The sequence below is a fragment of the uncultured Parolsenella sp. genome, from assembly GCF_958346945.1.
Taxonomy (GTDB): domain Bacteria; phylum Actinomycetota; class Coriobacteriia; order Coriobacteriales; family Atopobiaceae; genus Parolsenella.
Genome location: NZ_CATVTL010000006.1, coordinates 24,700 through 48,236, shown reverse-complemented (window position 1 = coordinate 48,236; position 23,537 = coordinate 24,700). Strand labels below are relative to the sequence as shown.

Sequence of the window (23,537 nt, the reverse complement as noted above, 5' to 3'; positions counted from 1 at the left end):
CGCGCGCGACAAGGTTGATGCTACCCGATTCCCCAGAAGAGGTGGCCGCTCGATGCGTGGCGCTCGCGGGCGGCGGGCTTGCGCCCGGCCGCGACGGCGGCCAGGGCGTGCACGAGGCGCTCGACCGCGGCGGTGGCCTCGGCCTCGTCGAGCAGGGTCGCGTCGACGGCCAGGCGCATGACGCCCGCGGCGACGAGGTCCCCCACCTGCGGCGTCAGGTCGAGCGGCACGGCGTCGTAGATGCGCGAGCGGGCGTGCAGGTCGGTGCGCACGGGCAGCAGGCGGCCGTCGCGGTCGCGCAGCGAGAGGCGCCGTGCACGCAGGCCGCAGCGGGCGCAGTCGTGGATGCAGGCGTCTGCCACCTTGAGCACGCAGTGCTCGGCGGTCATGACGCGCGGGCGGCCCGACACGACCAGGCCAACAGGCACGTTTGCGCAGCTCGCGAGGTGCGCGATCTCCTCGAGCGTGAGCTCTGGCGACAGCCACACGCCCGCGGCACCGGCTGTCTCGAGGGCGGCCAGGCACGCCTCGTTGTGCACCGGGATGCAGCCGCGCAGCTCGGGCGCGGCGCCGCGCTCGGCCGCCAGGGCCAGCTCGGAGACGTTGCCCACGGCAACCGGCGCGCCCGCGACGACGCGCGCGTCCAGGCGGGCGTGGTCGGGCTCGCGGCAGACCTCGTCGAGGATCGCGATGGTGCCCGTAGGCCAGCCCTCGAGCGTGTCGAGGTCGTCTACCTGGGCATACACGCGCGTGGCGCCAGCCGCGACGGCAGCGGCCGCAACCTCGGGCGTGGGCGCGAGGACGCAGACCTCGGGAGCGACGTCGGCGGCGGGCGTAGGCGCAGCGTTTCCGGCGGGCGCGGGCACAGCGGCGGCGGTCAACGTTGCCGCGGCGACGGCGGAGCTCGCACCCTTGGGCGCAGCAGCGAGCGCACGGGCGCGAGCGGCGTACGGCTCGAGGATCGCGTGCTCAAGCCGCTCGCAGGCGGCGGCCCTCACCTTGTGGACGGCGGAGAAGCCCATGCCACACCCCTCGTCGAGCTCTACCTCGAAGGATACAGGCTCAAAGGGCGTGGAGCCCATGCGGCCCACGTGCTCGGCAAGGTCTTCCGCCGTCACGGGGCGGGTGCGCGCAGCCTCGACGACGAACCCCTCCACAGAGGCGTGGAGCAGCGAGCCGTCAGCCAGTGCGGGGCCGTCGACGCAGGCGAGCTCGACGCGAAAGGGCTCGCCCAGGTGCGCGACGACGCGCACGCCCACGCGCCTCTTGCGCGAAACCTCGAGCGCGAGGGCAGCATCGCTGCCGGCATGGGCCGCGGCGCTGCGAATCACGCGAACCGGGCAGCCCTTGGGCATGGGGCGGGCCACACGACACTCGATGACGTCGCCAGGTGCAGCGTCTACCTGCGCCGTTGCGGTCAGGAAGGCATCCGGGTCGTCAACGGGGCGCAGCTCAAGAAGATCTCCCGCGCCAATGGGCTCGCTCACGCGGATGGTCACGGTGCAGCGGGCGCTGTGCTTGTCTTGGCGCGGGTCCTTGTGCAGGTTGCCGCGGCCGTCACGGCGCTGGACCTGGCCGCCCGAGCTCGAGAGCACCTCGCCCGCGAGCTCACCTCGGTTGTTCGAGCGCTCGTAGCTCATCAACTCGTCGTCCGCGCTTCCACGCAGGTAGGCATCGGTGAAGTCGCGGTTGAACGCGCGCTTGAGGCGATGCGCCACCGCAGGGCTAACCGGAGTGGCGCCCAGCTCGGGCACGGCAGCGTCGCCCGCGGCGAGCACCGAGTCGATCTGCTCGCGGTAGGCGCCCACGACGCTCCAGACGTAGTCGGGGGCCTTCATGCGGCCCTCGACCTTGAGCGACCCGACGCCCGCGTCCATGAGCGCGGCGACGTCGGCGGCGGTGCAGGCGTCCTTGGGGCACAGCGGCCGGGTACGACCGGGTGCGGCAACGTCGCGACCGCGCTCGTCGACCAGGCGGTAGAGCAGGCGGCACGGCTGGGCGCACAGGCCGCGGTTGGCGCTGCGACCGCCGGCCATGCTCGACATCAGGCAGACGCCCGAATAGCAGTAGCACAGGGCGCCATGGCCAAAGACCTCGAGCTCGACGCCCTCCTTTGCGATGTGGGCAATCTCGGGCAGCGACAGCTCGCGCGACAGCGTCACGCGGTGCGCGCCGCGCTCGCGGCACCACCGCACGCCGCGGGCGTCGTGGACGTTTGCCTGCGTGGAGACGTGAAGCTCGAGCTCGGGCCAGGTGCGGCGGATGGCCTCGAACAGGCCCCAGTCCTGCACGATGAAGGCATCGGCCCCGCGAATGGCGGCCGAGCGCACGAGGGCCAGGGCACGGTCCATCTCGTCGTCGCGAACCACGACGTTGATGGTCACGTAGACGCGGGTTCCGGCGAGGTGCGCGGCGCGGCAGGCCTGCTCAAAGGCATCATAGGTGAAGTTATGGGCTCCCCTGCGCGCGTTGAAGTCATTGCCGACGCCGCAGTAGATGGCATCGGCACCCGCGGCAAGCGCGGCACGAAACGGCTCGGGCCCACCCGCCGGCGCCAGCAGCTCCATCGTCATTGCAACCCCCATCTTTTCGCTCAATCTAACCCGATAACAATAGCGCAGCGGCGTCGCCATCTCCCGATTTCATGCCTTGGGAACATTCGCGCGGGCCAAACTGTCAGTGAAACCGGTTTCTGGTGCACCCTAGGGCGCGCCGCGGAGTCGCCAATAGACAGAATCGCTATTAGTGGATATCCGCGAATAGCCATTTGGACCTATGGGCACCCGGCTATGGCCTCATTCAGCTCCTCAAGGCCATCCGCTAATTTACCTCGCTGCACCAGAAACCGTTTACACTGACAAATTCAGTCTCGACAACCTGGGACGAGCTTTTTACGGAGCTCTACTTGTCTCTTAAGGAAGTCATCGCCGGGCCTCGAACGCCGGCCCATGGCCCTAAACAGCGAGTCGAGGAGCTTCGAGAACAGAATGGGATTCTTGAGGTCATCGATCCATACGTTGATGATGGTCCAACCCACGCCGATAAGGTCATTCTGGCGGCGATCGTCACGTGCGCTCTGCTCGATGGCGTGGTATTGAAGACCGTTGTACTCAAGCCCCACCTTAAGCTTGGGAATTGCCAGGTCAATGAAATACTCAGAGCCGGCAACAGCGACGCGGTAGTTCAGCGCCAGCCCCGAAAGCCCAATCCCGCCCAAACTGCGAGGCAAGCAGAGCAGAAGGGTCAGCACAGACTCCATAGGCGAATGCGAGCCATCAAGAATAGAGGTCAATGCTCGGCGCAGTTTGGGCGCCCCTCGCATGCTCGCAGGCGCATCGAGCATGCTGGCGATTCGTGAACGCGAGCAAACTGCCCTGTCGATGTTGGTAAAGCCCTCCCACGAGTCCTTGCTGGAATCGAGTAGGTACGTACCGCAAAGCTCGGTGGCAACGAGGGCAAGGTCAACGATGCCATAATCCCGGCGAGCAGCAAGCTGAGCAACAACCAATTCAGGTGACGAGATGAGTAGGTCGTCCTTGGCCCTGACAAGAGACGCTCGCGGAAGAGGGGCATCCCGGCGATGGCGTCTAACGCCCGGCTGCGCGAGCGTCGAAGTCCCCCACGGCGTCAGCACGTGCACGGGACGGGTGCGAACGCCAAGGCCAACGAGGAGATCGTCGAGCTCGGCGGCGTTGGGGGCGCGGCAGCCGTCGAGGCTCGACGTGCGCGGATGGTCCATCAGCTCGCCAACCAGCTTGCCGCTCGAGCGGATGGCCTCGAGGGCCGATATGTCACACAGGCAGATGCTCATGCGGTGAGCCTAGCGCACCGACACGACGACGAGTCCCAAGCCCTCGAGAAACTCCCGGGGCGTCAGACACAAACCTTGCCAGAATCTAACAAAAATCGCGGCAACAAGTACACAAACGCGCCAGGCCACCCACTGATAACTAGCATAGACCCAGCTCAACCACATGATGAAAAAGCCCCGCGGGCACAGGACCGCGGGGCTTCAAAAGGCTATCGAACGCGCTGTCTACGCGAGGCGCGCGAAGTGGCGCTTGCCCACCTGCAGCACGTTGCCCTTCACGAGCAGCGACGGGTCGACGTTGTAGCTCTTGGCCTGCAGGGCCTCGCCGTTGATGCGCACGCCGCCACCATCGATGTCGCGGCGCGCCTGGCCAGCGGAGCTCGAGAGGCCCGCGGCGACAAGGACGCGCGGCAGGTAGACCAGGCCATCGTCGCCGGTCTCGATCTCAACCGCAACATCCTCGATGTGCTCGGGCATCTCGCGGTTGGAGTGTACGCGCGTGAACTCGGCCGCGGCGGCCTCGCCGGCGCCGGCGCCGTGGTACAGGTCGCAGATGTTGGCTGCGAGCTGGCGCTTGAGCTCGTAGGGGTCAGCCGAGCCGTCGGCGAGGGCGGCGTCGATCTTGTCGACCTCCTCGACCGAGAGGGTGCTGGCAAGGCGGAAGTACTTGCCGATCATCGTGTCGGGAATGCTCATGAGCTTGCCGTACATGTCGGCCGGCGCGTCGGTGAGGCCAACGTAGTTGCCGTAGCTCTTCGACATCTTGCGCACGCCGTCGGTGCCCTCGAGCAGCGGCATCGTGAGCGCAACCTGCGGCTCCATGCCCATCTTGTCCATAAGGTCGCGTCCGGCGAGCAGGTTGAACAGCTGGTCGGTGCCGCCCATCTCGACGTCAGCCTTGATCTCGACGGAGTCGAAGGCCTGCATCACGGGGTAGAGGAACTCGTGCAGGGCGATGGGCGTCTGGCTCTGGTAGCGCTTGGTGAAGTCGTCGCGCTCGAGGATGCGGGCAACGGTGAACTTGCTGCAGAGCTCGAGCAGACCCTTGAGGTCGAGCGAGAGGATCCAGTCACCATTGTGTACGATCTTGGTCTTCTCGGGGTCGAGGATCTTCATGGCCTGCGACACGTAGGTCTCGGCGTTGGCCTCGACCTGCTCCTGCGACAGCTGCGGGCGCGTGGAGTTCTTGCCCGACGGGTCGCCGATGAGCGCAGTACCGTTGCCGATGATGAGCGTGACCTGGTGGCCAAGGTCCTGGAACTGGCGCATCTTGCGCAGGGGCACGGCGTGGCCAAGGTGCAGGTCGGGGCTCGTGGGGTCAACGCCGAGCTTGATGTTGAGGGGCTGGCCCTTCTCGAGCTTCTTGCGCAGCTCCTGCTCGGGCACGATCTGGGCGGCACCCGAGGCGATCACCTTCATCTGTTCGTCGACTGAAAGCACGGTTCCTCCAATGAGCACTAGCACCCTCGCCCACGGCTGGGCGGTGCTTGGTTAGCAAGTATCCCGCCTGTGCGGGAACAGCCCTTCAGTGTAGCGGAACAGGGCCGAAAGACCCACCGAGGATAGCGGCAGGGCCACAATCGCAAACGGCAGGACGTAGACGGCCTTGGCCTCCCACAGCAGGTAGCAGCCAAAGCCGGTGAAGAAGACGGCGGCAAGCAGCAGCACAGCCGCATTGCGCACTCCCCCGCGTCCCCAGCGGCGGCACGTCAGGACCGCAGCGCCAAGGGCGGCGGCAAACGTCACCGTCTGATAGCCGTCGAGGACGTCGATCAGCACCGAACTCGCGGCCCCCAGGGGCGTCGAGGTGTCGGCGGGGTTCACGCGCACGCCCGCGGCGTTGCCGCACATCGAGAGGTAGTAGAGCGACTGGTAGGTGGGGTCGGCCCACTCGGTGGCGAGCTTCACGGCAAAGAAGCGCATCGCGTAACCGGGGTGCTTGGCAAAAGCCAGGACGTCGGCCGCGAGCTCGTGGGTCGCCACCTCGTTCTGGACGTCCGCGTTCTCGCCCGAGGCAAGCCACACGGCGTTGGAGTGGTTGGACCAGCCGCCGGGCGCGTACTCGTAAGGGCCGTCGTCAACGCTCACGTAGAACTCACCTGCGCCCATGCGAAGGCCCAGCTCAAGATGGTTGAGCGTAGTGAGCGAGCCGCCAAACTCGTAGCCGCCCGAGGCAGTCGCCAGCGCGTCGAACGGCAGACCCGACAGCGCGTGCGCCACCGCCACGACCGCGACGCAGCCCACAAGGCCCCAGCCCCGGCGGCGCACCAGGGCAAGGACAAACCACGCAAGAAGCGCGCCAATGGCAAAGAGCACGAACGTCGCCTTGACGCACAGCGCCGCGGCAAGCGGCGCGAGCGAGGCTGCGCACCACGCGGCCGCCTCGCGGCCGCCCGCGCTCATCGCGCGCGCCTGCAGGGCAAGAAACGCCAGTGCAAGGCCACAGCCCATCGCGTTGCCGTAGAGAAACATCGACAGCAGGTACATCGGGGCGCACAGGGCCACGAGCACCCAGGCCACGCGCTGGCCGCGCGCATCCCGGCAGCACAGGCGCGCGAGATCGAGCAGCGCCCACACGCCCAGGGAGGTCGCCGCGGCAGAGATCAGCTGGTAGACCATGAACGACGCATCGCCAAAGACGAGGCGCAGGCCATACATCATCCAAAACAGGGTCGCCTGGAACGGATAGCACGAGAAGTAGAGGCGCGCATCGTAGAACAGCGTGCGATAGGGGCCGCGGAAGATCGACGGGATGCCGCCGTCGACCGCGGCGCGCACGAAGTCGGAGACCATCCAGGAGTCGCCCCAGTAGGTGTCGCGCGCCTGCAGGGCGAGGATGATGACGACCTGCACCACGAACGTCCCCGCCACGAGGGCACGGCGGGCGCGGGGGCCGTCGAGTGCGCGGCCGCGACCCCACGCTAGGCGGCACAGCGCCACCACGAACAGCGCCCAGACGAGGCCGGGCCCCAGGTTCGCCACCCCGCCCGGCGCCACCCAGGTGCGGATCGACATGCTCTGGGTGAGGTTGCCGTCGTCGGCGCCCACCATGAGCCATACGGTCGAGAAGGCCACGGCGGCAAGCACTATGCCGAGCGTCACGGCCGTGAGCCCCAGGCCCAGGCCCGCGAGCACGTCGCCCGCGCGGCCCATGCGGCCCTCGCCGTCGCCGGGAAGCTCGCCGCCGGCACCCAGGCCGGCGCGCCCGTCGCGCGGATGCGCCACAAGGCCCGCGGGCCCGTCCTGCTCGCCCGCGCCCCTCTCGCCCACGTTCTGCTCGACACGCGGGTGCGCCACCCAGCCCGCGGCGGGGCGCTCCCGCAGCGAGGGGGCAGCATGCCGCAACGTCACGGCGCCCGCGCTACGACGCATCGGTCACGACCTTGCCCGAGCCGCCCGCCACGCCAGACGCGCTCGTACCGTTCGCGGCGCGATAGCCTACGATTGAGTCCTTGCCGTACCACTGGCACAGGCGGTAGTTGATGTAGTTGTCCATGTTGTCGCGGATGTCGCCCATGAGCAGCACGTGCGGCACGTTGGTGTAGTAGGGCACACGCAGGCTGCTCTCGGTGGAGCTCTCAATGGTGTTCAGGCGGTCCCACACCTGCGCGTCGTAGGCGGCGGCCTGGCCCGAGACGAGCGAGCGGGCGGCCGAGACGCTCGAGAGCTCCTCGCCCAGGTCCTTGTCGGTGGCCATGGAGCCCACGGTGCAGCCAAGCACGACGACGCCCAGCGCAAAGGCCCAGGCAACGTGCGCGAGGCACGAGACCTGGCCGCGGGGGCTGCCCGCCCCCAGCTCGCGACGGCACGCGGCGAGCCAGCCACACACCCAGAACACGTTGAGGACGACGAGCACGACGAACAGGTCGAAGCGGCAGTTCTGCACGCGTCCCGGGCCCGGCGTGCCCTGTGCCCAGAACGTGGGCGTGAAGCTCGTGGCGAACAGGGCGATCGAACCCGCGGCGACGAGCAGAGGCCAGCGGAAGCGCCAGCCGCGCCCCGCGGCGCGCTCGCCCACGCGCACGGCGATGGGCACGCAGACGGCCGCGAGCACGAACACCAGCCCGCTCGCCCACTGCTGCAGGTACTGGAAGGCCGCGGCGGAGGACCCCAGGATGGTGCCGAGCACGCCCGCGCCGTCGTCGGGGAACTGCGTGAGCTGACGCACCTCGTTGCCCGGCGCCGCGAGCGACAGGGCAAGACCCACGATGAGCAGGGCAAACGCGGGCAGCACGTCCTGTGCCGAGCGGCGGCCTCCCGCAAGCAGCACGCAGATGACGACGACCATGACCTCGGCCACGACGAGCGCCGTCACGAAGTTGCCGCCCGCCACGAAGGCCGCGAGCACGCACGACGCCACGATGGCGCCACGCGGGCGCGTCGTGCGCACGGGGTTGCAGATGCGCGCCACGCAGCCCAGCAGCGCCAGCGCCGCGGCATGGTAGCCGGTGTAGTAGATGGCGGAGTTGTACCAGAAGATGCCCTCGACGGGGCTCGGCTGCAGCAGCAGCTGCACGGCCACGACGAGGCACGCCACGCCCACGGCGAGGCCGCGCTCGCAGCCCAGCAGCTCGACGAGCGTGGTACGCGCGAAGAAGAGCGTGCCCGCCACGAGCAGCGCCATGACGAGCGGGGCAGCGATCACATAACACTGCTCGCCAAACACGCTGGGCTCGATGGCCATGAGGAAGATCGCCGAGTAGGTTCCCTGCCAGTCGAACCAGGCGTTTCCCACCTGCTGCAGGGCGGCGCCCAGCGCGGCGAGCACGCTGCCGGTGTCCTGAAGGGCAAGGTGCGCCCAGACGCCGTAGTGCCAGTCGTCCGCGTAGGAGTGGTTGTAGGCGCTGATGAGCACGAGCGGAACGAGCACGGCCACGAGCACGGCCGCGCCCATGACGCCCACCGCCAGGCTTGCCCGCCGACCTCGCCTATCCTGAGTACCCACCATGCGTCCTCGCTCTCCCTCGAAGCTCTCCCCAGTCTAGGGCATCTATCGGACACTCACGAAAACGCAACGAGGGGACATGGGGATGGGGACGTCGCGTGCCCAGCGCGACCAAACCGGCCTCCCAGGGGCCCGACTTAGTCGCGTTGGGCACGCGGTCGGCCGAGAGGGGCGGGGCAGTCGCGACAGGCACACGAAGCGGGGACAAAAGACCTGTCCCCTTGTCCCCGCGCACAGGGATGTGGACGGCTCGCACAAAAGCGCGCACCTATAGACCACGCATGCGGATTTGGCGGATAATGACAAAGATTGTCTTCACTCCACACAGGAGGTTTTTCGCATGGGAATTCGCAAGCGCCGCGCACGCGCCCACGCAAAGACGCACATCGTCGGCTTCTCTGCCGCCGGCATCGCCGGCTTTCTGGTGCTGCTGTGCATAGCCCTGGCCGTGTCGCTGGGCGCCGTCGTCGAGTCGTGGCTGCAGGACCTGCCCGACTACACCTCGGCCGACGCCTACCTCGTGGCCGAGCCCAGCGAAGTCTATGACGCCGATGGCAACACCATCGCGACGTTCTACCTCGAGAACCGCCGCTCCATCTCCCAAGACGAGGTCTCGCCCTACGTCTGGAAGGGCACCGTCGACGTCGAGGACGAACGCTTCTACAGCCACAACGGCATCGACCCCATGGGCATCGCGCGCGCCATCGTCTCGCAGCTCGCGGGCCGCTCGGAGGGCGCCTCGACCATCACCCAGCAGCTCGTGCGCAACACCGTCCTGTCCGACGAGCAGTTCGACAAGACCATCAAGCGCAAGGTCCGCGAGGCCTACATCGCCGTCGAGATGGAGAAGATGTACTCCAAGGACCAGATCCTGCTGATGTACCTCAACACCATCTACTACGGCCACGGTGCCTATGGCATCGAGGCCGCGAGCGAGACCTACTTCAGCAAGCACGCCAGCGAGCTCACCCTGGCCGAGGCGGCCACGCTCATCGGCCTGCCCAACTCGCCCTCCTACTACGACCCCACGCAGAACCCCGACGCCGCCAAGGAGCGCCGCAACAAGGTCCTCGACAACATGCTGCGCCTGGGCGACATCACCCAGGAGGAGCATGACAGCGCCCAGGCCGAGGACCTCGTCCTCAACCTCGGCAGCTCCACGATGGACAACCAGGGCACCTACCCGTTCTGGACCAACTACGTGAAGGGCCTGCTCGAGGGCGACTTCTCGCAGGACACCATCGTGCAGAGCGGCCTCAAGGTCTACACCACGCTTGACCCCACGATGCAGCAGGCCGCGCAGGACGCCGTGACCCGCATGCTCGACGAGACGGGCAACGAGCGCCTCGACAGCGCCATGGTCGCCATCGATCCCTCGACCGGCTACATCAAGGCCATGGTGGGCGGCAAGGACTTCTACGGCGACACCGACGACGCCCAGGTCAACGCGGCCACCACCGCCTTCAAGCAGACGGGCTCGAGCTTCAAGGTCTTCACGCTCGTGACCGCGCTCAAGCAAGGTATGAACCCCAACGTGCTCATCAACTGCAACTCGCCCATCCAGGTCACGAACTCCTGGAAGGTACAGAACTTCGCCAACACCTCCTACGGCACGATCACCCTGGCAGATGCCACCGCGAAGTCCTCCAACACCGGCTACGTGCAGGTGGGCATGGCCGTGGGCGTCGACAACGTGGTGCAGACGGCCCATGACATGGGCATCTCGTCTGACCTGCAGCCCTACGGCTCCACGATCCTGGGCGCCAACCTCACCTCGCCCCTCGAGATGGCCGAGGCCTACGCCACGCTGGCCAACGGCGGCGAGCACCGCGACCCGGTGGCCATCACCAAGATCGAGGACCGCAACGGCAACACCGTCTACGAGCACAAGGACAGCCCCACCCGCGTCATGGACGAGGGCGTGGCCCGCGCCGCCACCGAGGTGCTCGAGGGCGTCGTCACGAACGGCACCGCGAGCCGCATGTACAACTCGCTCACCATCAACCAGCCCGTGGCCGGCAAGACCGGCACCACCGACAACACCGAGAACCTGTGGTTCTGCGGCTACACCCCGCAGCTGTCGGTGGCAGTGTGGACCGGCTACAAGGGCCAGGACACCGCCACGCGCCTGCACCCCGACACGACGTCCAACGTGGCCTTCGGCCACTTCGTGAACGCCGTGCTCTCTGACACGCCGCGCGCCGACTGGCCCATGGCCAACGCCACGCTGCCCACCTACAAGGAGAACACCTCCTGGAAGTTCTCCAACACCTCGGCCAACGCCAACGACCCGCAGCCCGAGACCGAGGCCACGACCGAGGAGGCCACCGACACCGAGACCACCACCGGCGAGACCACCACGGGTGGCAACGGCGGAACCGGCGGCGGAAACGGCGGAACCGGCGGCACGGGCACCGGAACCGGCGGCACCACAACCACCGAACCGACGCCCACCCCCGAGCCCACGCCAACGCCCACGCCCGACTCGGGCACCGACGCGACGCAGTAGGCAGCCGACCAGGCTCCCGCGCAACAAGCGAATCCCCGCTCAGCCATGTGGCCGGGCGGGGATTTTTCTTAGGCCGAGGAACGCGGCTTGCAGTGCAGGACTGCAAGCTCCGAGAGGCAGACAAGCCGCAGGCGCGGCCCGACATGCGAGAGGCCCGCTCAACCACACGGCTGAACGGGCCTCCTCCTCGCAGCTGTGGGCCAAAGGGGCTGTGGGCCTACTCCCCCAGCGCGGCCTCGGCGGCGTCATAGGCCTCGTGCGCGAGCTTGAGCTGCGCGCGCACGGCCTCGTGGCCGGTGCCGCCAAAGGTGGTGCGGCGGCGCACGATGTTGTCGATGTCGAGCGCCTCGTGGGCGTCGTCGTCGAAGAGCTCCGAGTAGCTGCGCAGCTCATCGGTGGAAAGCTGCTGCAGGGTCACGCCCTCGCGCACGCAGTCGCCCACGATGCGGCCCACCACGGAGTGGGCGATGCGGAACGGCATGCCCTTGCCCACGAGGTAGTCGGCGAGGTCGGTCGCCGCCATGTAGCCCTCGTGCGAGGCCTCGCGCATGCGGTCCTCCTTGAAGATGCAGGTGGCAAGCATGCCCGTGCAGGCCATGAGCGAGCCCAGCACCGTGTCGGCGGCGTCGAACAGCGGCTCCTTGTCCTCCTGCAGGTCCTTGTCATAGGTGAGAGGCGTGCCCTTGACCGTCACGAGCAGGCTCGTGAGGTCGCCCACCACGCGGCCGGACTTGCCGCGCACGAGCTCGGCGAAGTCGGGGTTCTTCTTCTGCGGCATGATCGACGAGCCGGTGGAGTGGGCGTCGTCCATCTCGACGAAGCCAAACTCGGCCGAGCTCCACCACACGAGCTCCTCGCACAGGCGCGAGAGGTGGATCTGGCACACGCTGCAGGCGTAGATGAGGTCGAGCAGGTAGTCGCGGTCGCTCACCGAGTCCATCGAGTTGGCGGTGGGGCCCGAGAAGCCCAGGTCCTCGGCCGTCATGAAGCGGTCGAGCGGGTAGGTGGTGCCGGCGAGCGCGGCGGCACCCAGCGGGCAGACGTTGGCCGCGGCGCGGGCGTCCCGCACGCGCTTGAGGTCGCGATTGAACATCCAGAAGTACGCGAGCAGGTGGTGGCTCAGCAGCACCGGCTGGGCGGGCTGCATGTGGGTGTAGCCAGGCATGACCACGCCAAACTCGTCCTCGGCGCGCTCGAGCAGGACGGCCTCGAGCTTCACGAGCGAGGCAATGATCTCGTCGGCGAGGTCGCGGGCGATCATGTGCGTGTCGACCGCGGTCTGGTCGTTGCGCGAGCGGCCCGTGTGCAGGCGGCCTCCGGCGGCGCCGATGCGCTCGGTGAGCACGCGCTCGATGGCCATGTGAATGTCCTCGTCGCGGTCGACGTCAAAGACGAACTCGCCGCGCTCGATCTGGCCGGCGATCTCGTCAAGGCCGGCACGGATCTCGTCGGCATCCTGCTCGGAGATGACGCCCTGGTGCGCGAGCATCGCGGCGTGGGCCTTGGAGCCGCGGATGTCCTGGCGCCACATGCGCTTGTCAAACGGAAGCGAGGCGCCAAAGCGCTCGAGCTCGCCGGTGGGTGCGGCGGAGAAGCGGCCGCCCCACAGGGGCTTGGGGGCATCGGAGCTGGTAGGCGCGGCAGTGTTCTGGTCGCTCATGTCGTCCCAATCCTTGTGAGTGAGGCCCGCCCGGCGCAGGTGCCGGGCGGGCCGCTTGTACGCAAACTCTTATGGTAGCAGCAGCCGCCTGCCGTCGGGCGCGCAAGGCGTCCGCGGCCTCGCCGTCAGCGGGGCCGCGTCACCCCCGGGCTCGCCCTACTCGACCTCGCCGTCTGCGGGAGCGGCGCAGGCGTCGTCGCCGGCCACGGGCGCGGCATCGGCCTCGTCCCTCTCGGCCGCGGCGGCGCGCTCGGCGGCGGCAGCCTTGGCGGCCTCGATGCGCTCGAGCTGCTCGCGGGTCAGCGGCAGGGCCTCGGGCACGTCGGGCACGGCGCAGGCGCCATTCTCGCACGCGTCGTCGGCCAGGTCCGCGCCGGCCAGGGGCGCCACCACGTTGGTCGTGGGGTCGGCGGGGTTCACCAGGGTAAACGCCGCGGCTCCGGCCTCGGTCGAGGCGGCGCGGGCCGCGCGGAAGTTCTCCTTGGCCACGCTGATCATGAGCTTGATGCGGTTCAGCTGGTTCACCTCGGAGGCACCCGGGTCGTAGTCGACGGCCACGATGTTGCTCTCGGGGTGCATCTCGCGCAGGCGCTTGATGACCGACTTGCCCACGACGTGGTTGGGCAGGCAGGCGAACGGCGAGCAGCACACGATGTTGGGCGTGCCCGTCTCGATGAGGTCGCACATCTCGGCCGTGAGCAGCCAGCCCTCGCCCATCGTGTTGCACAGCGACAGGATCTGCTTGGCCTTGGCGGCGAGCTCGTAGATGTCGGGGTAGCCCTCAAAGCGCGTGGTCTTCTCGAGCATGCGGTTGATGGGCTCGCGCATGGCCTCGATCACCTTGATGCCCGTCTGGTGCGTGAGGCGCTTGCGGAACTTGGTGCCCAGCTCGCCGCGCATGTTCATGGGGCTCGTCATGCCAAAGAGGAAGAAGTCGACCAGGCCCGGGACGACGGCCTCGCAGCCCTCCTGCTCGATGACGCGCACGACCTCGTTGTTGGCCGTGGGGTGGAACTTGACGAGGATCTCGCCCACGACACCCACGCGCGGCTTGGAGCGGTCGTTGACCACCGGCAGCGTCTCGAAGGCGTCGATCGAGTCCTGGCACAGCTTGAGGAAGCCACGCTGGCCGCAGGAGACGAGTTCGGCCTTGGCACGCTCCATGAACTGCTCGTAGAGGGCGTCGGCGGAGCCGGGCTTGGCCTCGTAGGGGCGCACGCGGTAGAGCATCTGCATGATGAGGTCGCCATAGAGCAGCGCGTAGACCGCGTGGACGATGAGGTCGGGCTTGAAGACGTTGAAGCCGGGGTTGTCCTCGTCGAGGCCGCTCGCCGCGGTGAGCGAGACCACCGGGATCTCGGGGTGGCCCGAGTCGCGCAGGGCCTTGCGGATCAGCGCGATGTAGTTGGTGGCGCGGCAGCCGCCGCCGGTCTGGGAAATGATGACGGCCGTGCGGGTGAGGTCGTACTTGCCGCTCTCGATGGCCTCCATGATCTGGCCCGTGACCAGGATCGATGGGTAGCAGATGTCGTTGTTAACGTACTTGAGGCCCGCCTCGACCGCGCCGTGGTCGACGGAGGGCAGCAGCACCGCGTTGAAGCCGGCGTGGATGAGCAGCTGCTCGACGAGCTCGAAGTGCACGGGCGACATCTGCGGGCACAGCAGCGTGTAGCCGCTCTCCTGCATCTGCTTGGTGTAGCGCACCTTGTTGAACGCGGCGCTCTTGGCCTCGCGCCAGACGGGCAGGCCACTCGCCGCGGTGGTGGCGTGGGCAAGCGAGCCGTCGGCGTTGTGGACGTCGACGGGGCCGGCCGGCGCCAGCGTACCCTCGGCGACCTTGCGCTCGAGCTCCTCGCGCTGCTCGGAGAGGGCGGCCATGAGCGAGCGCACGCGGATGCGCGCGGCACCGAGGTTGCTCACCTCGTCGATCTTGAGCACGGTGTAGATCTTGCCCGAGGCCTCGAGGATCTCCTGCACCTGGTCGGTGGTGAGGGCGTCGAGGCCGCAGCCAAAGCTGTTGAGCTGGATGAGGTCGAGGTCGTTGCGGCTCGCCACGAAGCGCGCGGCACGGTAGAGGCGCGAGTGGTACATCCACTGGTCGACGACGCGGATGGGGCGCTCGGGACGCATCTTGTGGGCCACGGAGTCCTCGGTGAGTATCGCGAAGCCAAAGCTGTTCACGAGCTCGGGGATGGCGTGGTTGATCTCGGGATCGTTGTGGTAGGGGCGTCCCGCGAGCACGATGCCGTGCGCGTCGTTCTTCTCCATCCACTCGAGGGTCTCGTCGCCCTTGCGGCGCATGGTCTGCTTGAACTCGAGGTCGGCCTCCCATGCAGCGTTCACCGCGCGGTCGATCTCGGCGCGGGTGATGTGCTCGCCCTTGAAGCGGCCGCGGCCGTTGGCGGCGTCGGCCTCGCGCTGCACGCTGATGAGCTCGTAGAGGCGGCGCTTGAGCTCACGCTTGTCGTCATAGGGCACGAAGGCGTCGAGGAACTCGACCTGGGGCTGCGCCAGCTCGTCGACGTTGAGGCCCAGGGCCTGCGGATAGCTCATGACGATGGGGCAGTTGTAGTGGTTGCCCGCCGTCTCGTCCTCCTGGCGCTCCCAGCGGATGCAGGGCATCCAGATGAAGTCGGGGTCCTTCTCGAGCAGGTTCATGATGTGGCCGTGGCTGAGCTTGGCCGGGTAGCAGACGGACTCGGACGGCATTGACTCGATGCCCGCCTCGTAGGTCTTCTTGGTCGACTGGTCGGACAGCACCACCGAGAAGCCCAGCTCGGTGAAGAACGCGTGCCAGAAGGGGTAGTTCTCGTACATGTTGAGTGCGCGCGGAATGCCCACGGTGCCGTGCGGGGCGGTCTTTGGGTCGAGCACGGGGCGGTCGAACAGCAGCTTGTTCTTGAACGCGAACAGGTTGGGGGCAGCCGTCTTGGCCTTCTTGTGGCCGGCGCCCTTCTCGCAGCGGTTGCCCGTGATGAACTTGCGGCCGTTGCCAAAGTTGTTAATCGTGAGCAGGCAGTTGTTGGAGCAGCGGCCGCAGTGGGCCTTGGTCTGCTTGACCTGCAGGTTGTCGATCTCGTCGCGCGAGAGCAGCGTCGAGGTGCCCTCAGCGCCGGCGCGGTCGCGGGCGAGCAGGGCGGCGCCGTAGCAGCCCATGCAGCCGGCGATGTCGGGGCGGATGGCCTCGCGGCCGGTGAGCTTCTCGAAGGCGCGCAGGGTGGCGTCGCTCATGAAGGTGCCGCCCTGGACCACGACGTACTTGCCGATCTCCTCGGGGTCGCGCATCTTGATGACCTTGAACAGGGCGTTCTTGATGACCGAGTAGGACAGGCCGGCGGCGATGTCGCCCACCGTCGCGCCCTCCTTCTGGGCCTGCTTGACGCGCGAGTTCATGAAGACGGTGCAGCGGCTGCCCAGGTCAACGGGCTTCTCGGCACCCATGGCGGCGCGGGCGAACTCCTGGACCGCAAGGCCCATGGAGTCGGCGAAGCTCTCGATGAAGGAGCCGCAGCCCGAGGAGCACGCCTCGTTGAGCATGATGTGCTCGATGACGCCATCCTTCACGCGCAGGCACTTCATGTCCTGGCCGCCGATGTCGAGGATGAACTCGACGCCAGGCACGAAGGCCTTGGCGCCGCGCAGGTGGGCGACCGTCTCGATCTCGCCGGAGTCGGCGCGCAGGGCCTCGATGAGCAGGGCCTCGCCGTAGCCGGTGGTGGTCACGTGGCCGATTGTCGTGCCCTCGGGCAGCTTGTCGTAGATGTCGTCCATGATCGTGCGGGCGCAGCCCAGCACGTCGCCGCGGTTGTTGCCGTACCAGGTGTAGAGCAACTCGCCGTCCTCGCCCACCACGGCGGCCTTCATCGTGGTGGAGCCGGCGTCGATACCAATGAAGACGCGGCCGCGGTAGCTCGTGAGGTCGCCCTTGGGAACCACCTGCGCGTCGTGGCGCGCGTGGAACTCGGCGAGCTCCTCGTCGTTCGCGAACAGCGGGTCGAGGCGCTGGACCTCGGAGCCCTGGATGTCGCCCAGGTTGTCGAGCGCGTCGATGACCTCGGCAAACGTCACGTGCTTGTCGGTCTCGCCGGCAAGGGCGGCACCGGTCGCCACGAACAGGTGGGCGTTGGTGGGAACGATGCGGTGCTCCTCGTCGAGGCCGAGCGTCTCGTAGAAGCGGTGGCGCAGCTCGGAGAGGTACTGCAGCGGGCCGCCCAGGAAGGCCACGTGGCCGCGGATGGGGTGGCCGCAGGCGAGGCCCGAGACGGTCTGGTTGGCGACAGCCTGGAAGATCGAGGCGGCGACGTCGGCGGGGGCGGCGCCCTCGTTGAGCAGCGGCTGGACGTCGGTCTTGGCAAAGACCCCGCAGCGGCTGGCGATGGGATAGATGTGGGTGGCGTTGCGCGCGAGCTCGTTGAGGCCGCCCGCGTCGGTGTGCAGCAGGCTCGCCATCTGGTCGATGAACGCGCCCGTGCCGCCGGCGCAGGTGCCGTTCATGCGCTGCTCGATGCCGTTGTCGAAGTAGATGATCTTGGCGTCCTCGCCGCCCAGCTCGATGGCAACGTCGGTCTGCGGGATGAGCGTCTCGACGGCGCGCTTGGAGGCGATGACCTCCTGGACGAACTCGAGGTCGAGCCACTTGGCGAGCAGCAGGCCACCCGAGCCGGTGATCGAGACGCGCATCGAGGCGTCGCCGAGCACCTTGGCCGCGCCCTCGAAGAGCTCCTTGGCGGTGGCGCGGATGTCGGTGTGGTGGCGCTGGTAGTTGGCGTAGACGATGTGGTCGCGCTCGTCGATGACGGCGAGCTTGACGGTGGTGGAGCCCACGTCGATGCCCAGGCGCAGCTGCGCGCGCGAGAAGTCGGTCTTGTTGGCGGGGCGCAGCTCGGCGCCGTTCTCGACCAACTCGATGCCGCGGGCCACGCGGGCCTGGGCCGCGTTGGACGAAGCCGGGTTGTTAGTCATGGTCGCTCTCCTTGGTCTGGGCGGCGTGGGCCGTCTTGCTGTCATGAGGTGCGGGCGCGTCGGCGTGGTTCCCCGCCACGCTCGAGCGCATGAGGGCCAGCGCGTAGGCCGGCACGTCGAGGTCGATCTTTTTGCCGTAGAGGTCGCCAGGGCGCACGAAGGCGAGGGCCGTCATCATGAGGGCCATCGTGCGCACGTCCTCGCGCATGCCGCCCGTGAGCCAGCGCGTGAGGACGCCGGCCTCGGCCGACACGGCAAAGGCGAGGTAGTAGTCGAAGAAGGGTCCGAGGGCCCGGGCGTCGATGCCGTCGAGGGCGCGGGCGCAGACGGCATCGGTGCAGACAGCCTTGATCTTCTCGACGAAGGCGGGGTCGCCGCCCTGACCGAGCAGGGCCGTGAGGTGGCCGGCGTTGTCGCGGAAGTACTCGAGCAGCTCGACCGCGCCGGGGGCGGGTTCGAGGGCGTCGAGGGCGCCGGCGAGCTCGTCGAGGTTCGTGGCAACGATGCCCGCGACCAACGCGCGGATGTCTGCCAGGGCCTCGGTCTCGATGGCGTCGACCAACTCGGGGATGTCGTGGAAGTGCGAGTAGAACGTGCGGCGTGTGAGGCCGGCGCGCTCCGTGACGGCCGTGACCGTGACGCGCGACAGGTCGCCGGTGGCGGCGATCTCTGCCACGAGGGCGTCGCGCAGGCGCGTCCTGCTGCGCCTGATGCGGCGGTCGAGACGAACGGGAGCGCACCCCGTGGCAAGCGCTTCTTGCAAGTGTTCCTCCTCCGGCTGCCTGGGACAGTTGCACAGGCAGGTATTGTCCCAAGTTGGGACAGTTAAGCCCGTAGCTTATCTGTCCCAACTATGTAGTTGTTGCACAGCGTGAGCAGTATTGCACAAGGTGAGAATTATCGATGCCGCGGCGGCGCGGGCGCACGCAAGGCACACAGTTGCGGGGAGGGCGCCGGACGCCCTGCTCGTCCTCGCCTGCTCGCCTCGCCCATCTCGGCCACGCCCCGTTCGCCCCGTCCTTCTCCCCCTCGTCCTACTCGTCCTTCTCGGCCACGCTCTACTCGTCCTCGTCCTTCTCCTCCCCCTCGCCCTACTCGTCCTACTCGCCGGGCACACGCTCGCAGGTTTACATAACACCGCCCACCACGCGCTGGCGGCCGCTCGCAGAAGCGCGGACGCCAAACCCGCGCCGCTATGGTTACGTGGCACGCACATGACACCCGCAACCCTTGGGAGGACCCATGGAGTTCAACAACGTCGTCGTTGCCGGCGGAGGCGTGCTGGGAAGCCAGATCGCGTTCCAGGCGGCCTATTGCGGCAAGAGCGTCACCATCTGGCTGAGGAGTGAGGGCAGCATCGGGCGCACGCAGCCCAAGCTCGACCACCTGCACGAGACCTACCGCGCGGCCATCGAGGAGATGGCGAGCGGCAAGGGCACCTGGTGCGCGGGCCTCTCCAAGCCCGGCGAGCCCCTCGACGCCGCGGCCTGCCTCGAGCGCGTCGAGTGCGCCTACTCCTCCATCAAGCTTGAGCTCGACCTCGCCGCCGCCGTGGCCAACGCCGACCTCGTCATCGAGAGCATGGCCGAGGAGCTCTCGGCCAAGGAGGCCTTCTACGGCAAGCTCGCGCCGGCGCTGCCCGAGAAGACCGTGATCGCCACGAACTCCTCGACGCTGCTGCCCTCGGCCATGGCCAAGTTCACCGGCCGCCCCGACCGCTTCTTGGCCCTGCACTTTGCCAACTCCATCTGGAAGAACAACACCGCCGAGGTCATGGGCACGAGCGACACCAGCCCCGCGCACTTCGACGAGATGGTTGCCTTTGCCGAGCAGATCAACATGATTCCCCTGCCCGTGCGCAAGGAGAAGAGCGGCTACCTGCTCAACTCGATGCTCGTGCCGTTCCTGCTGTCGGGCATGGACCTGTGGGCGTCGGGCGTGAGCGACCCCCAGAGCATCGACATCGCCTGGACGCACGGCACCGGCGCCCCCAAGGGCCCATTCCAGATCATCGACACGGTGGGCCTCAACACCGCCTATAACATCGTGATGCAGTACCAGAAGGTGCCGGGCCTGCTGAACCCGCTGCTCAAGAAGATGATGCTGCCGTACAACTACAAGCAGATCGCTTCCATGCTCAAGGCCATGATCGACCGCGGCGAGCTGGGCGAGTCGACCGGCAAGGGCTTCTACACGTACGAGTAGGGCGTTGGCGTCCGGCGGTGCCCGCCCCTCTCGCACACGCATCGCGACGGCTGCCCACTCGCGGCGCCTCTCCCGCACGTCATCCCAGGGCCCCGTAGATTTCGTCGAATCTGCGGGGCCCTCCCCATGCACGGCTAGGATGGGAGACCTACGAAGGGAGGGGCATGGCGCAGCCCTACGACAACGACCGCACGCAGGTTCAGGGCCGCACGTCGGCCGAGCCATACGCGCAGGGTAACCCCTACGCGGCCCAGCCAGGCGGCGCCCCCCATGCCGGTCAGCCGGGAGCCAACCCCTACGCCAATCAGCCGGGCACGCGGCGCGCGCAGGGCCGCCAGCCCGTCCCCTCTCCCCCGCAGCAGAACCCCTACTTCCCGCAGGGCGTCGCGCCCGCGCCGCTTCGCCGCCACCGCCGCGCCGGCTCGGAACGCGCGCAGTCGTCGCAGCCGCCTCTCGAGCGCCCGCGCGCCATGGACCAGGCCGCCCCGAACGCACCCGTCTCCGCCCACGCGCCCCGCCCGCGCCGCCGCGGTCGCCACGGCATCCTCTCGGCTCTGCTCTGGCTCGTCATGGCGGGCGTCTACGGCCTGCTCGCGCTGCGCATGATCCCGGCAAGCCACGCCGCGGGCTCGGCCGTGCCCGAGCTCGTCTCGTTCGTGCCGGTGGCGCTCGTCCCCACCATCGTCTGCCTCGCGCTGGCCCTGCTCTGGAGCCGCCGCGTGCTCGCGGTGGCCTGCGCGCTGGCCCTCGCCGTCAACGGCTGGTGGCACATCGGCTACTTCACCGGCAGCGCCCGCGTCTCGAGCGAGGCCACGGCCGCCGTCGCGAGCACCAACACCACGGCCGACTCCTACGCCCGCGTCATGACCTGCAACACCTACAACGGACAGGCCAGCGCCGTCGACATCGTGAACCTCGTGCGCGAGAAGCACGTCGAGGTGCTGTGCCTGCAGGAGCTCACCGACGGCATGGTCGACGACCTCGAACGCGCCGGCATCGACGAGCTACTCCCCTACCACGTCGTCTCGGCGGGGGCCTCGGCCATCTCGAACGGCGGGCGCAACGGCATCTGGACCGCCGCGCCGCAGGACAACGTGTCGAGGAACCTCCTGCCCATCGACACGAGCTCGATGCCGGCCGCGAGCATCCAGGTAGGAGACGCCACGGTGCGTATCGTGAGCGTGCATCCCAACTCGCCCGTGCGCGGGGCCGAAGATTTGTGGGACGAGGGGCTGTCGGTCATCGGGAGCCTGTCTGACTACGGCCACGCCTACCTCATCATGGGCGACTTCAACTCGGCATGGGATCACGCGCGCTTCCGCGAGCTTCTGGGCACCACCTTTGCCGACGCCGGCCAGGCGAGCGGCGGCGGAATGCACATGACCTACCCGGCCAACAAGGCCATACCCGCACTCGTCGAGATCGACCACATCGTGTACTCCAAGAACTCGGGCATCATGGTGAGCTCGCTCGAGACCGCCCAGGTCTCGGGCACCGACCACCTGGCGCTCATCGCCACGCTCGAGGCCCTGTAGCTAGCAGCGGTCGCCCCGGCGGAGGAGATTATGCGCGCCACCACCCTGGGCGATGATGCCGTTGAGCAGGCCCACTTCGAACTGGAGCTCGCCAATGAGGAGCTTGAGGCGCGCGGGGTCATCGGGCAGGGTCTCGACGTCGGCGTCGAGCGCAAGGCGGGCGCGGCCGCGTATTTCGTAGGTGCCACGCACAGCCGGGCAGCGGGTTGTCACAGGTAGTTTCCTCTCCCTTAATAGAACCTGAAATAGGTTGAGGGCGGGCCGTCAATTATTTAGCGGAGCAGTCCGTAAATTAATCAGCTTGTCATGCTTCTCCCCCTATAAGCGGTGCTTTTCCCCAATGGAGGCCAATAGCCCCGTACGAGCAACGCAGCGCCATTGGTTTGGCACGTTTCAAGCGCCCCGGACGTGCGCAACCGATGGCACGTTGAGCGAGCAGCAAGCCGCCATCGGTTTGGCACGTTCGGGACGCCACGGACGTGCATAACCGGCGGCTCGTTGGGCGAGACGTGCACGAACGTTGGCCCGCCAAAGCCAACAGTAAGCCACCATCGCCACGCCAACAGTCCCAGCGATAGGAACTTTTCCGCCATCTACCAGCACAAACGCACTAAGTAACGCTTAATTCATAAATTCCTACTGGTTTAGTTGGTTTAATCGTGGCATACTATCGCCAGCGAGCGAGGCACACCCCGCGCCCGCTCGTCCCATGGACGGCACGCACACGCGAACATCCCGTCCGCCAGCTCGGGCCCCAGGCTCACAGAACAAGGAGGCACCCCATGCACGTCGCCAACCACGTCGAGTCCCTCATTGGCTCCACCCCCCTCATCGACCTCTCCTCGCTGCTGCCCGCAGACGTCCAGGCCACCGGCGCCCGCGTCCTGGGCAAGTACGAGGCCACCAACCCCGGCGGCTCCGTCAAGGACCGCGTGGCCCGCTACATGCTCGACGCCGCCGAGGCGTCCGGCGAGCTCCAGCCCGGAGGCACCGTCATCGAGCCCACGAGCGGCAACACCGGCGTTGGCCTGGCCATGCTCACCGCCGCCCGTGGCTACAAGATGATCCTCACCATGCCCGAGACCATGAGCATCGAGCGCCGCAAGCTCGCCGCCTCCTACGGCGCACAGATCGTCCTGACCCCCGGCTCCGAGGGCATGAAGGGCGCCATCGCCAAGGCCAACGAGCTGCACGAGTCCACGCCCAACAGCATCGTGGCCGGCCAGTTCACCAACCCCGCCAACCCCCGCGCCCACTATGAGACCACCGGCCCCGAGGTCTGGGCCGACACCGAGGGCACCGTCGACGCCATCGTCGCCGGCGTGGGCACCGGCGGCACCATCTCCGGCACCTCCAAGTTCCTGAAGGAGCACAAGCCCAGCGTCCGCGCCGTCGCCGTCGAGCCGGCCGAGAGCCCGGTCCTCTCCGGCGGCAAGCCCGGCGGCCACAAGATCCAGGGCATTGGCGCCGGCTTCGTCCCCGACAACTTCAAGCGCGAGGTCGTCGACGAGATCCTGCCCGTCGTCAGCGCCGACGCCATCGCCACGCGCGCCAAGCTCGCCTCCGAGGCAGGCGTGCTCGTGGGCATCTCCTCCGGCGCCGCCGCCTTCGCCGCCCTCGCCGTGGCCTCCCGCCCGGAGTTCGCCGGCAAGACCGTCGTTGCCATCCTGCCCGACACCGGCGAGCGCTACCTCTCCATGGACCTCTAGGCCAAGAAGACCGGCAGGCCACGCGCCGTCCCAGCGGCGCACCCCACACGCACGGGCGTCGTCCCCGCGACGCCACGCACGACCCGGCCGTCCCCGCGGCCGCCCAGCATCACCTGCGCAAGCCCTCTCCTCATTCCCTCATCGCGCAAACGCGCCGCACCCACCCGGATGCGGCGCGTTTTTTGTGCGCATGGCCCAGGT

13 protein-coding genes are annotated in these 23,537 nt (G+C 68.0%); 4 read left to right on the top strand and 9 right to left on the bottom strand.

The annotated features are described in order from the left end of the window. Nucleotides 1-20 precede the first annotated feature (20 nt). The 5 genes from Q3866_RS05110 to Q3866_RS05090 form a co-directional block, all read right to left on the bottom strand. Nucleotides 21-2,585, bottom strand: coding sequence for a U32 family peptidase (locus tag Q3866_RS05110; protein ID WP_301830130.1), 2,565 nt, complete (start codon nt 2,583-2,585; stop codon nt 21-23). A 278-nt stretch (nt 2,586-2,863) separates the two neighbouring features. Continuing rightward, nucleotides 2,864-3,811: a hypothetical protein gene (locus Q3866_RS05105; protein ID WP_301830129.1), complete on the bottom strand. Its 948-nt coding sequence runs from the start codon at nt 3,809-3,811 to the stop codon at nt 2,864-2,866. 225 nt (nt 3,812-4,036) lie between these two features. After that, nucleotides 4,037-5,251 (bottom strand): tyrosine--tRNA ligase, encoded by a 1,215-nt coding sequence (gene tyrS / locus Q3866_RS05100; RefSeq protein WP_293674228.1) that lies wholly within the window; start codon nt 5,249-5,251, stop codon nt 4,037-4,039. Between the two features lie 51 nt (nt 5,252-5,302). Continuing rightward, complete coding sequence (locus tag Q3866_RS05095) at nt 5,303-7,183, bottom strand: hypothetical protein (protein ID WP_301830127.1); 1,881 nt, start codon at nt 7,181-7,183, stop codon at nt 5,303-5,305. Then, the gene (locus Q3866_RS05090) at nt 7,173-8,759 is read right to left on the bottom strand and encodes a DUF6056 family protein (protein WP_301830125.1); all 1,587 of its coding nucleotides are present in this window, start codon (nt 8,757-8,759) and stop codon (nt 7,173-7,175) included. The genes Q3866_RS05095 and Q3866_RS05090 overlap by 11 nt, the downstream gene beginning before the upstream one ends. A gap of 337 nt (nt 8,760-9,096) precedes the next feature. Between Q3866_RS05090 and Q3866_RS05085 the strand changes: the two genes are divergently transcribed. Continuing rightward, a complete protein-coding gene (locus Q3866_RS05085) occupies nt 9,097-11,265 on the top strand; it encodes a transglycosylase domain-containing protein (protein ID WP_301830124.1) in 2,169 nt (722 codons plus the stop codon). 217 nt (nt 11,266-11,482) lie between these two features. Here Q3866_RS05085 and argH read toward each other — a convergent pair whose 3' ends face one another. The 3 genes from argH to Q3866_RS05070 form a co-directional block, all read right to left on the bottom strand. Then, complete coding sequence (argH, locus tag Q3866_RS05080) at nt 11,483-12,925, bottom strand: argininosuccinate lyase (protein ID WP_301830122.1); 1,443 nt, start codon at nt 12,923-12,925, stop codon at nt 11,483-11,485. Nucleotides 12,926-13,081: 156 nt separating this feature from the next. Then, nucleotides 13,082-17,887 carry a 2-hydroxyacyl-CoA dehydratase gene (locus Q3866_RS05075; protein WP_301830120.1) on the bottom strand — a complete coding sequence of 1,602 codons (4,806 nt, stop codon included), beginning with the start codon at nt 17,885-17,887 and terminating at the stop codon, nt 13,082-13,084. Then, nucleotides 17,880-18,650, bottom strand: a complete 771-nt coding sequence (locus tag Q3866_RS05070; protein ID WP_293825097.1) for a TetR/AcrR family transcriptional regulator — start codon at nt 18,648-18,650, stop codon at nt 17,880-17,882. The genes Q3866_RS05075 and Q3866_RS05070 overlap by 8 nt, the downstream gene beginning before the upstream one ends. Before the next feature lie 479 nt (nt 18,651-19,129). Here Q3866_RS05070 and Q3866_RS05065 point away from each other — a divergent pair, with 479 nt between their 5' ends. Both Q3866_RS05065 and Q3866_RS05060 read left to right on the top strand, forming a co-directional pair. Next, nucleotides 19,130-20,092, top strand: coding sequence for a 3-hydroxyacyl-CoA dehydrogenase (locus Q3866_RS05065; RefSeq protein ID WP_301830119.1), 963 nt, complete (start codon nt 19,130-19,132; stop codon nt 20,090-20,092). A gap of 164 nt (nt 20,093-20,256) precedes the next feature. Beyond that, a complete protein-coding gene (locus Q3866_RS05060) occupies nt 20,257-21,627 on the top strand; it encodes an endonuclease/exonuclease/phosphatase family protein (protein WP_301830117.1) in 1,371 nt (456 codons plus the stop codon). Here Q3866_RS05060 and Q3866_RS05055 read toward each other — a convergent pair whose 3' ends face one another. Beyond that, nucleotides 21,628-21,840: a hypothetical protein gene (locus Q3866_RS05055; protein ID WP_293674294.1), complete on the bottom strand. Its 213-nt coding sequence runs from the start codon at nt 21,838-21,840 to the stop codon at nt 21,628-21,630. It abuts the gene before it with no gap. Nucleotides 21,841-22,409: 569 nt separating this feature from the next. On the opposite strand from Q3866_RS05055, the gene cysK reads away from it, so the two are divergent. Next, nucleotides 22,410-23,336 carry a cysteine synthase A gene (gene cysK / locus Q3866_RS05050; protein WP_301830116.1) on the top strand — a complete coding sequence of 309 codons (927 nt, stop codon included), beginning with the start codon at nt 22,410-22,412 and terminating at the stop codon, nt 23,334-23,336. Nucleotides 23,337-23,537: the final 201 nt, after the last annotated feature.

Excerpts from the sequence above, each read along its gene's own strand:
- Q3866_RS05110 (WP_301830130.1), bottom strand. The coding sequence starts at position 2,585 with ATGGGGGTTGCAATGACGATGGAGCTGCTGGCGCCGGCGGGTGGGCCC.
- Q3866_RS05105 (WP_301830129.1), bottom strand. The coding sequence starts at position 3,811 with ATGAGCATCTGCCTGTGTGACATATCGGCCCTCGAGGCCATCCGCTCG.
- Q3866_RS05095 (WP_301830127.1), bottom strand. The coding sequence starts at position 7,183 with ATGCGTCGTAGCGCGGGCGCCGTGACGTTGCGGCATGCTGCCCCCTCG.
- Q3866_RS05090 (WP_301830125.1), bottom strand. The coding sequence starts at position 8,759 with ATGGTGGGTACTCAGGATAGGCGAGGTCGGCGGGCAAGCCTGGCGGTG.
- Q3866_RS05085 (WP_301830124.1), top strand. The coding sequence starts at position 9,097 with ATGGGAATTCGCAAGCGCCGCGCACGCGCCCACGCAAAGACGCACATC.
- argH (WP_301830122.1), bottom strand. The coding sequence starts at position 12,925 with ATGAGCGACCAGAACACTGCCGCGCCTACCAGCTCCGATGCCCCCAAG.
- Q3866_RS05075 (WP_301830120.1), bottom strand. The coding sequence starts at position 17,887 with ATGACTAACAACCCGGCTTCGTCCAACGCGGCCCAGGCCCGCGTGGCC.
- Q3866_RS05065 (WP_301830119.1), top strand. The coding sequence starts at position 19,130 with ATGGAGTTCAACAACGTCGTCGTTGCCGGCGGAGGCGTGCTGGGAAGC.
- Q3866_RS05060 (WP_301830117.1), top strand. The coding sequence starts at position 20,257 with ATGGCGCAGCCCTACGACAACGACCGCACGCAGGTTCAGGGCCGCACG.
- cysK (WP_301830116.1), top strand. The coding sequence starts at position 22,410 with ATGCACGTCGCCAACCACGTCGAGTCCCTCATTGGCTCCACCCCCCTC.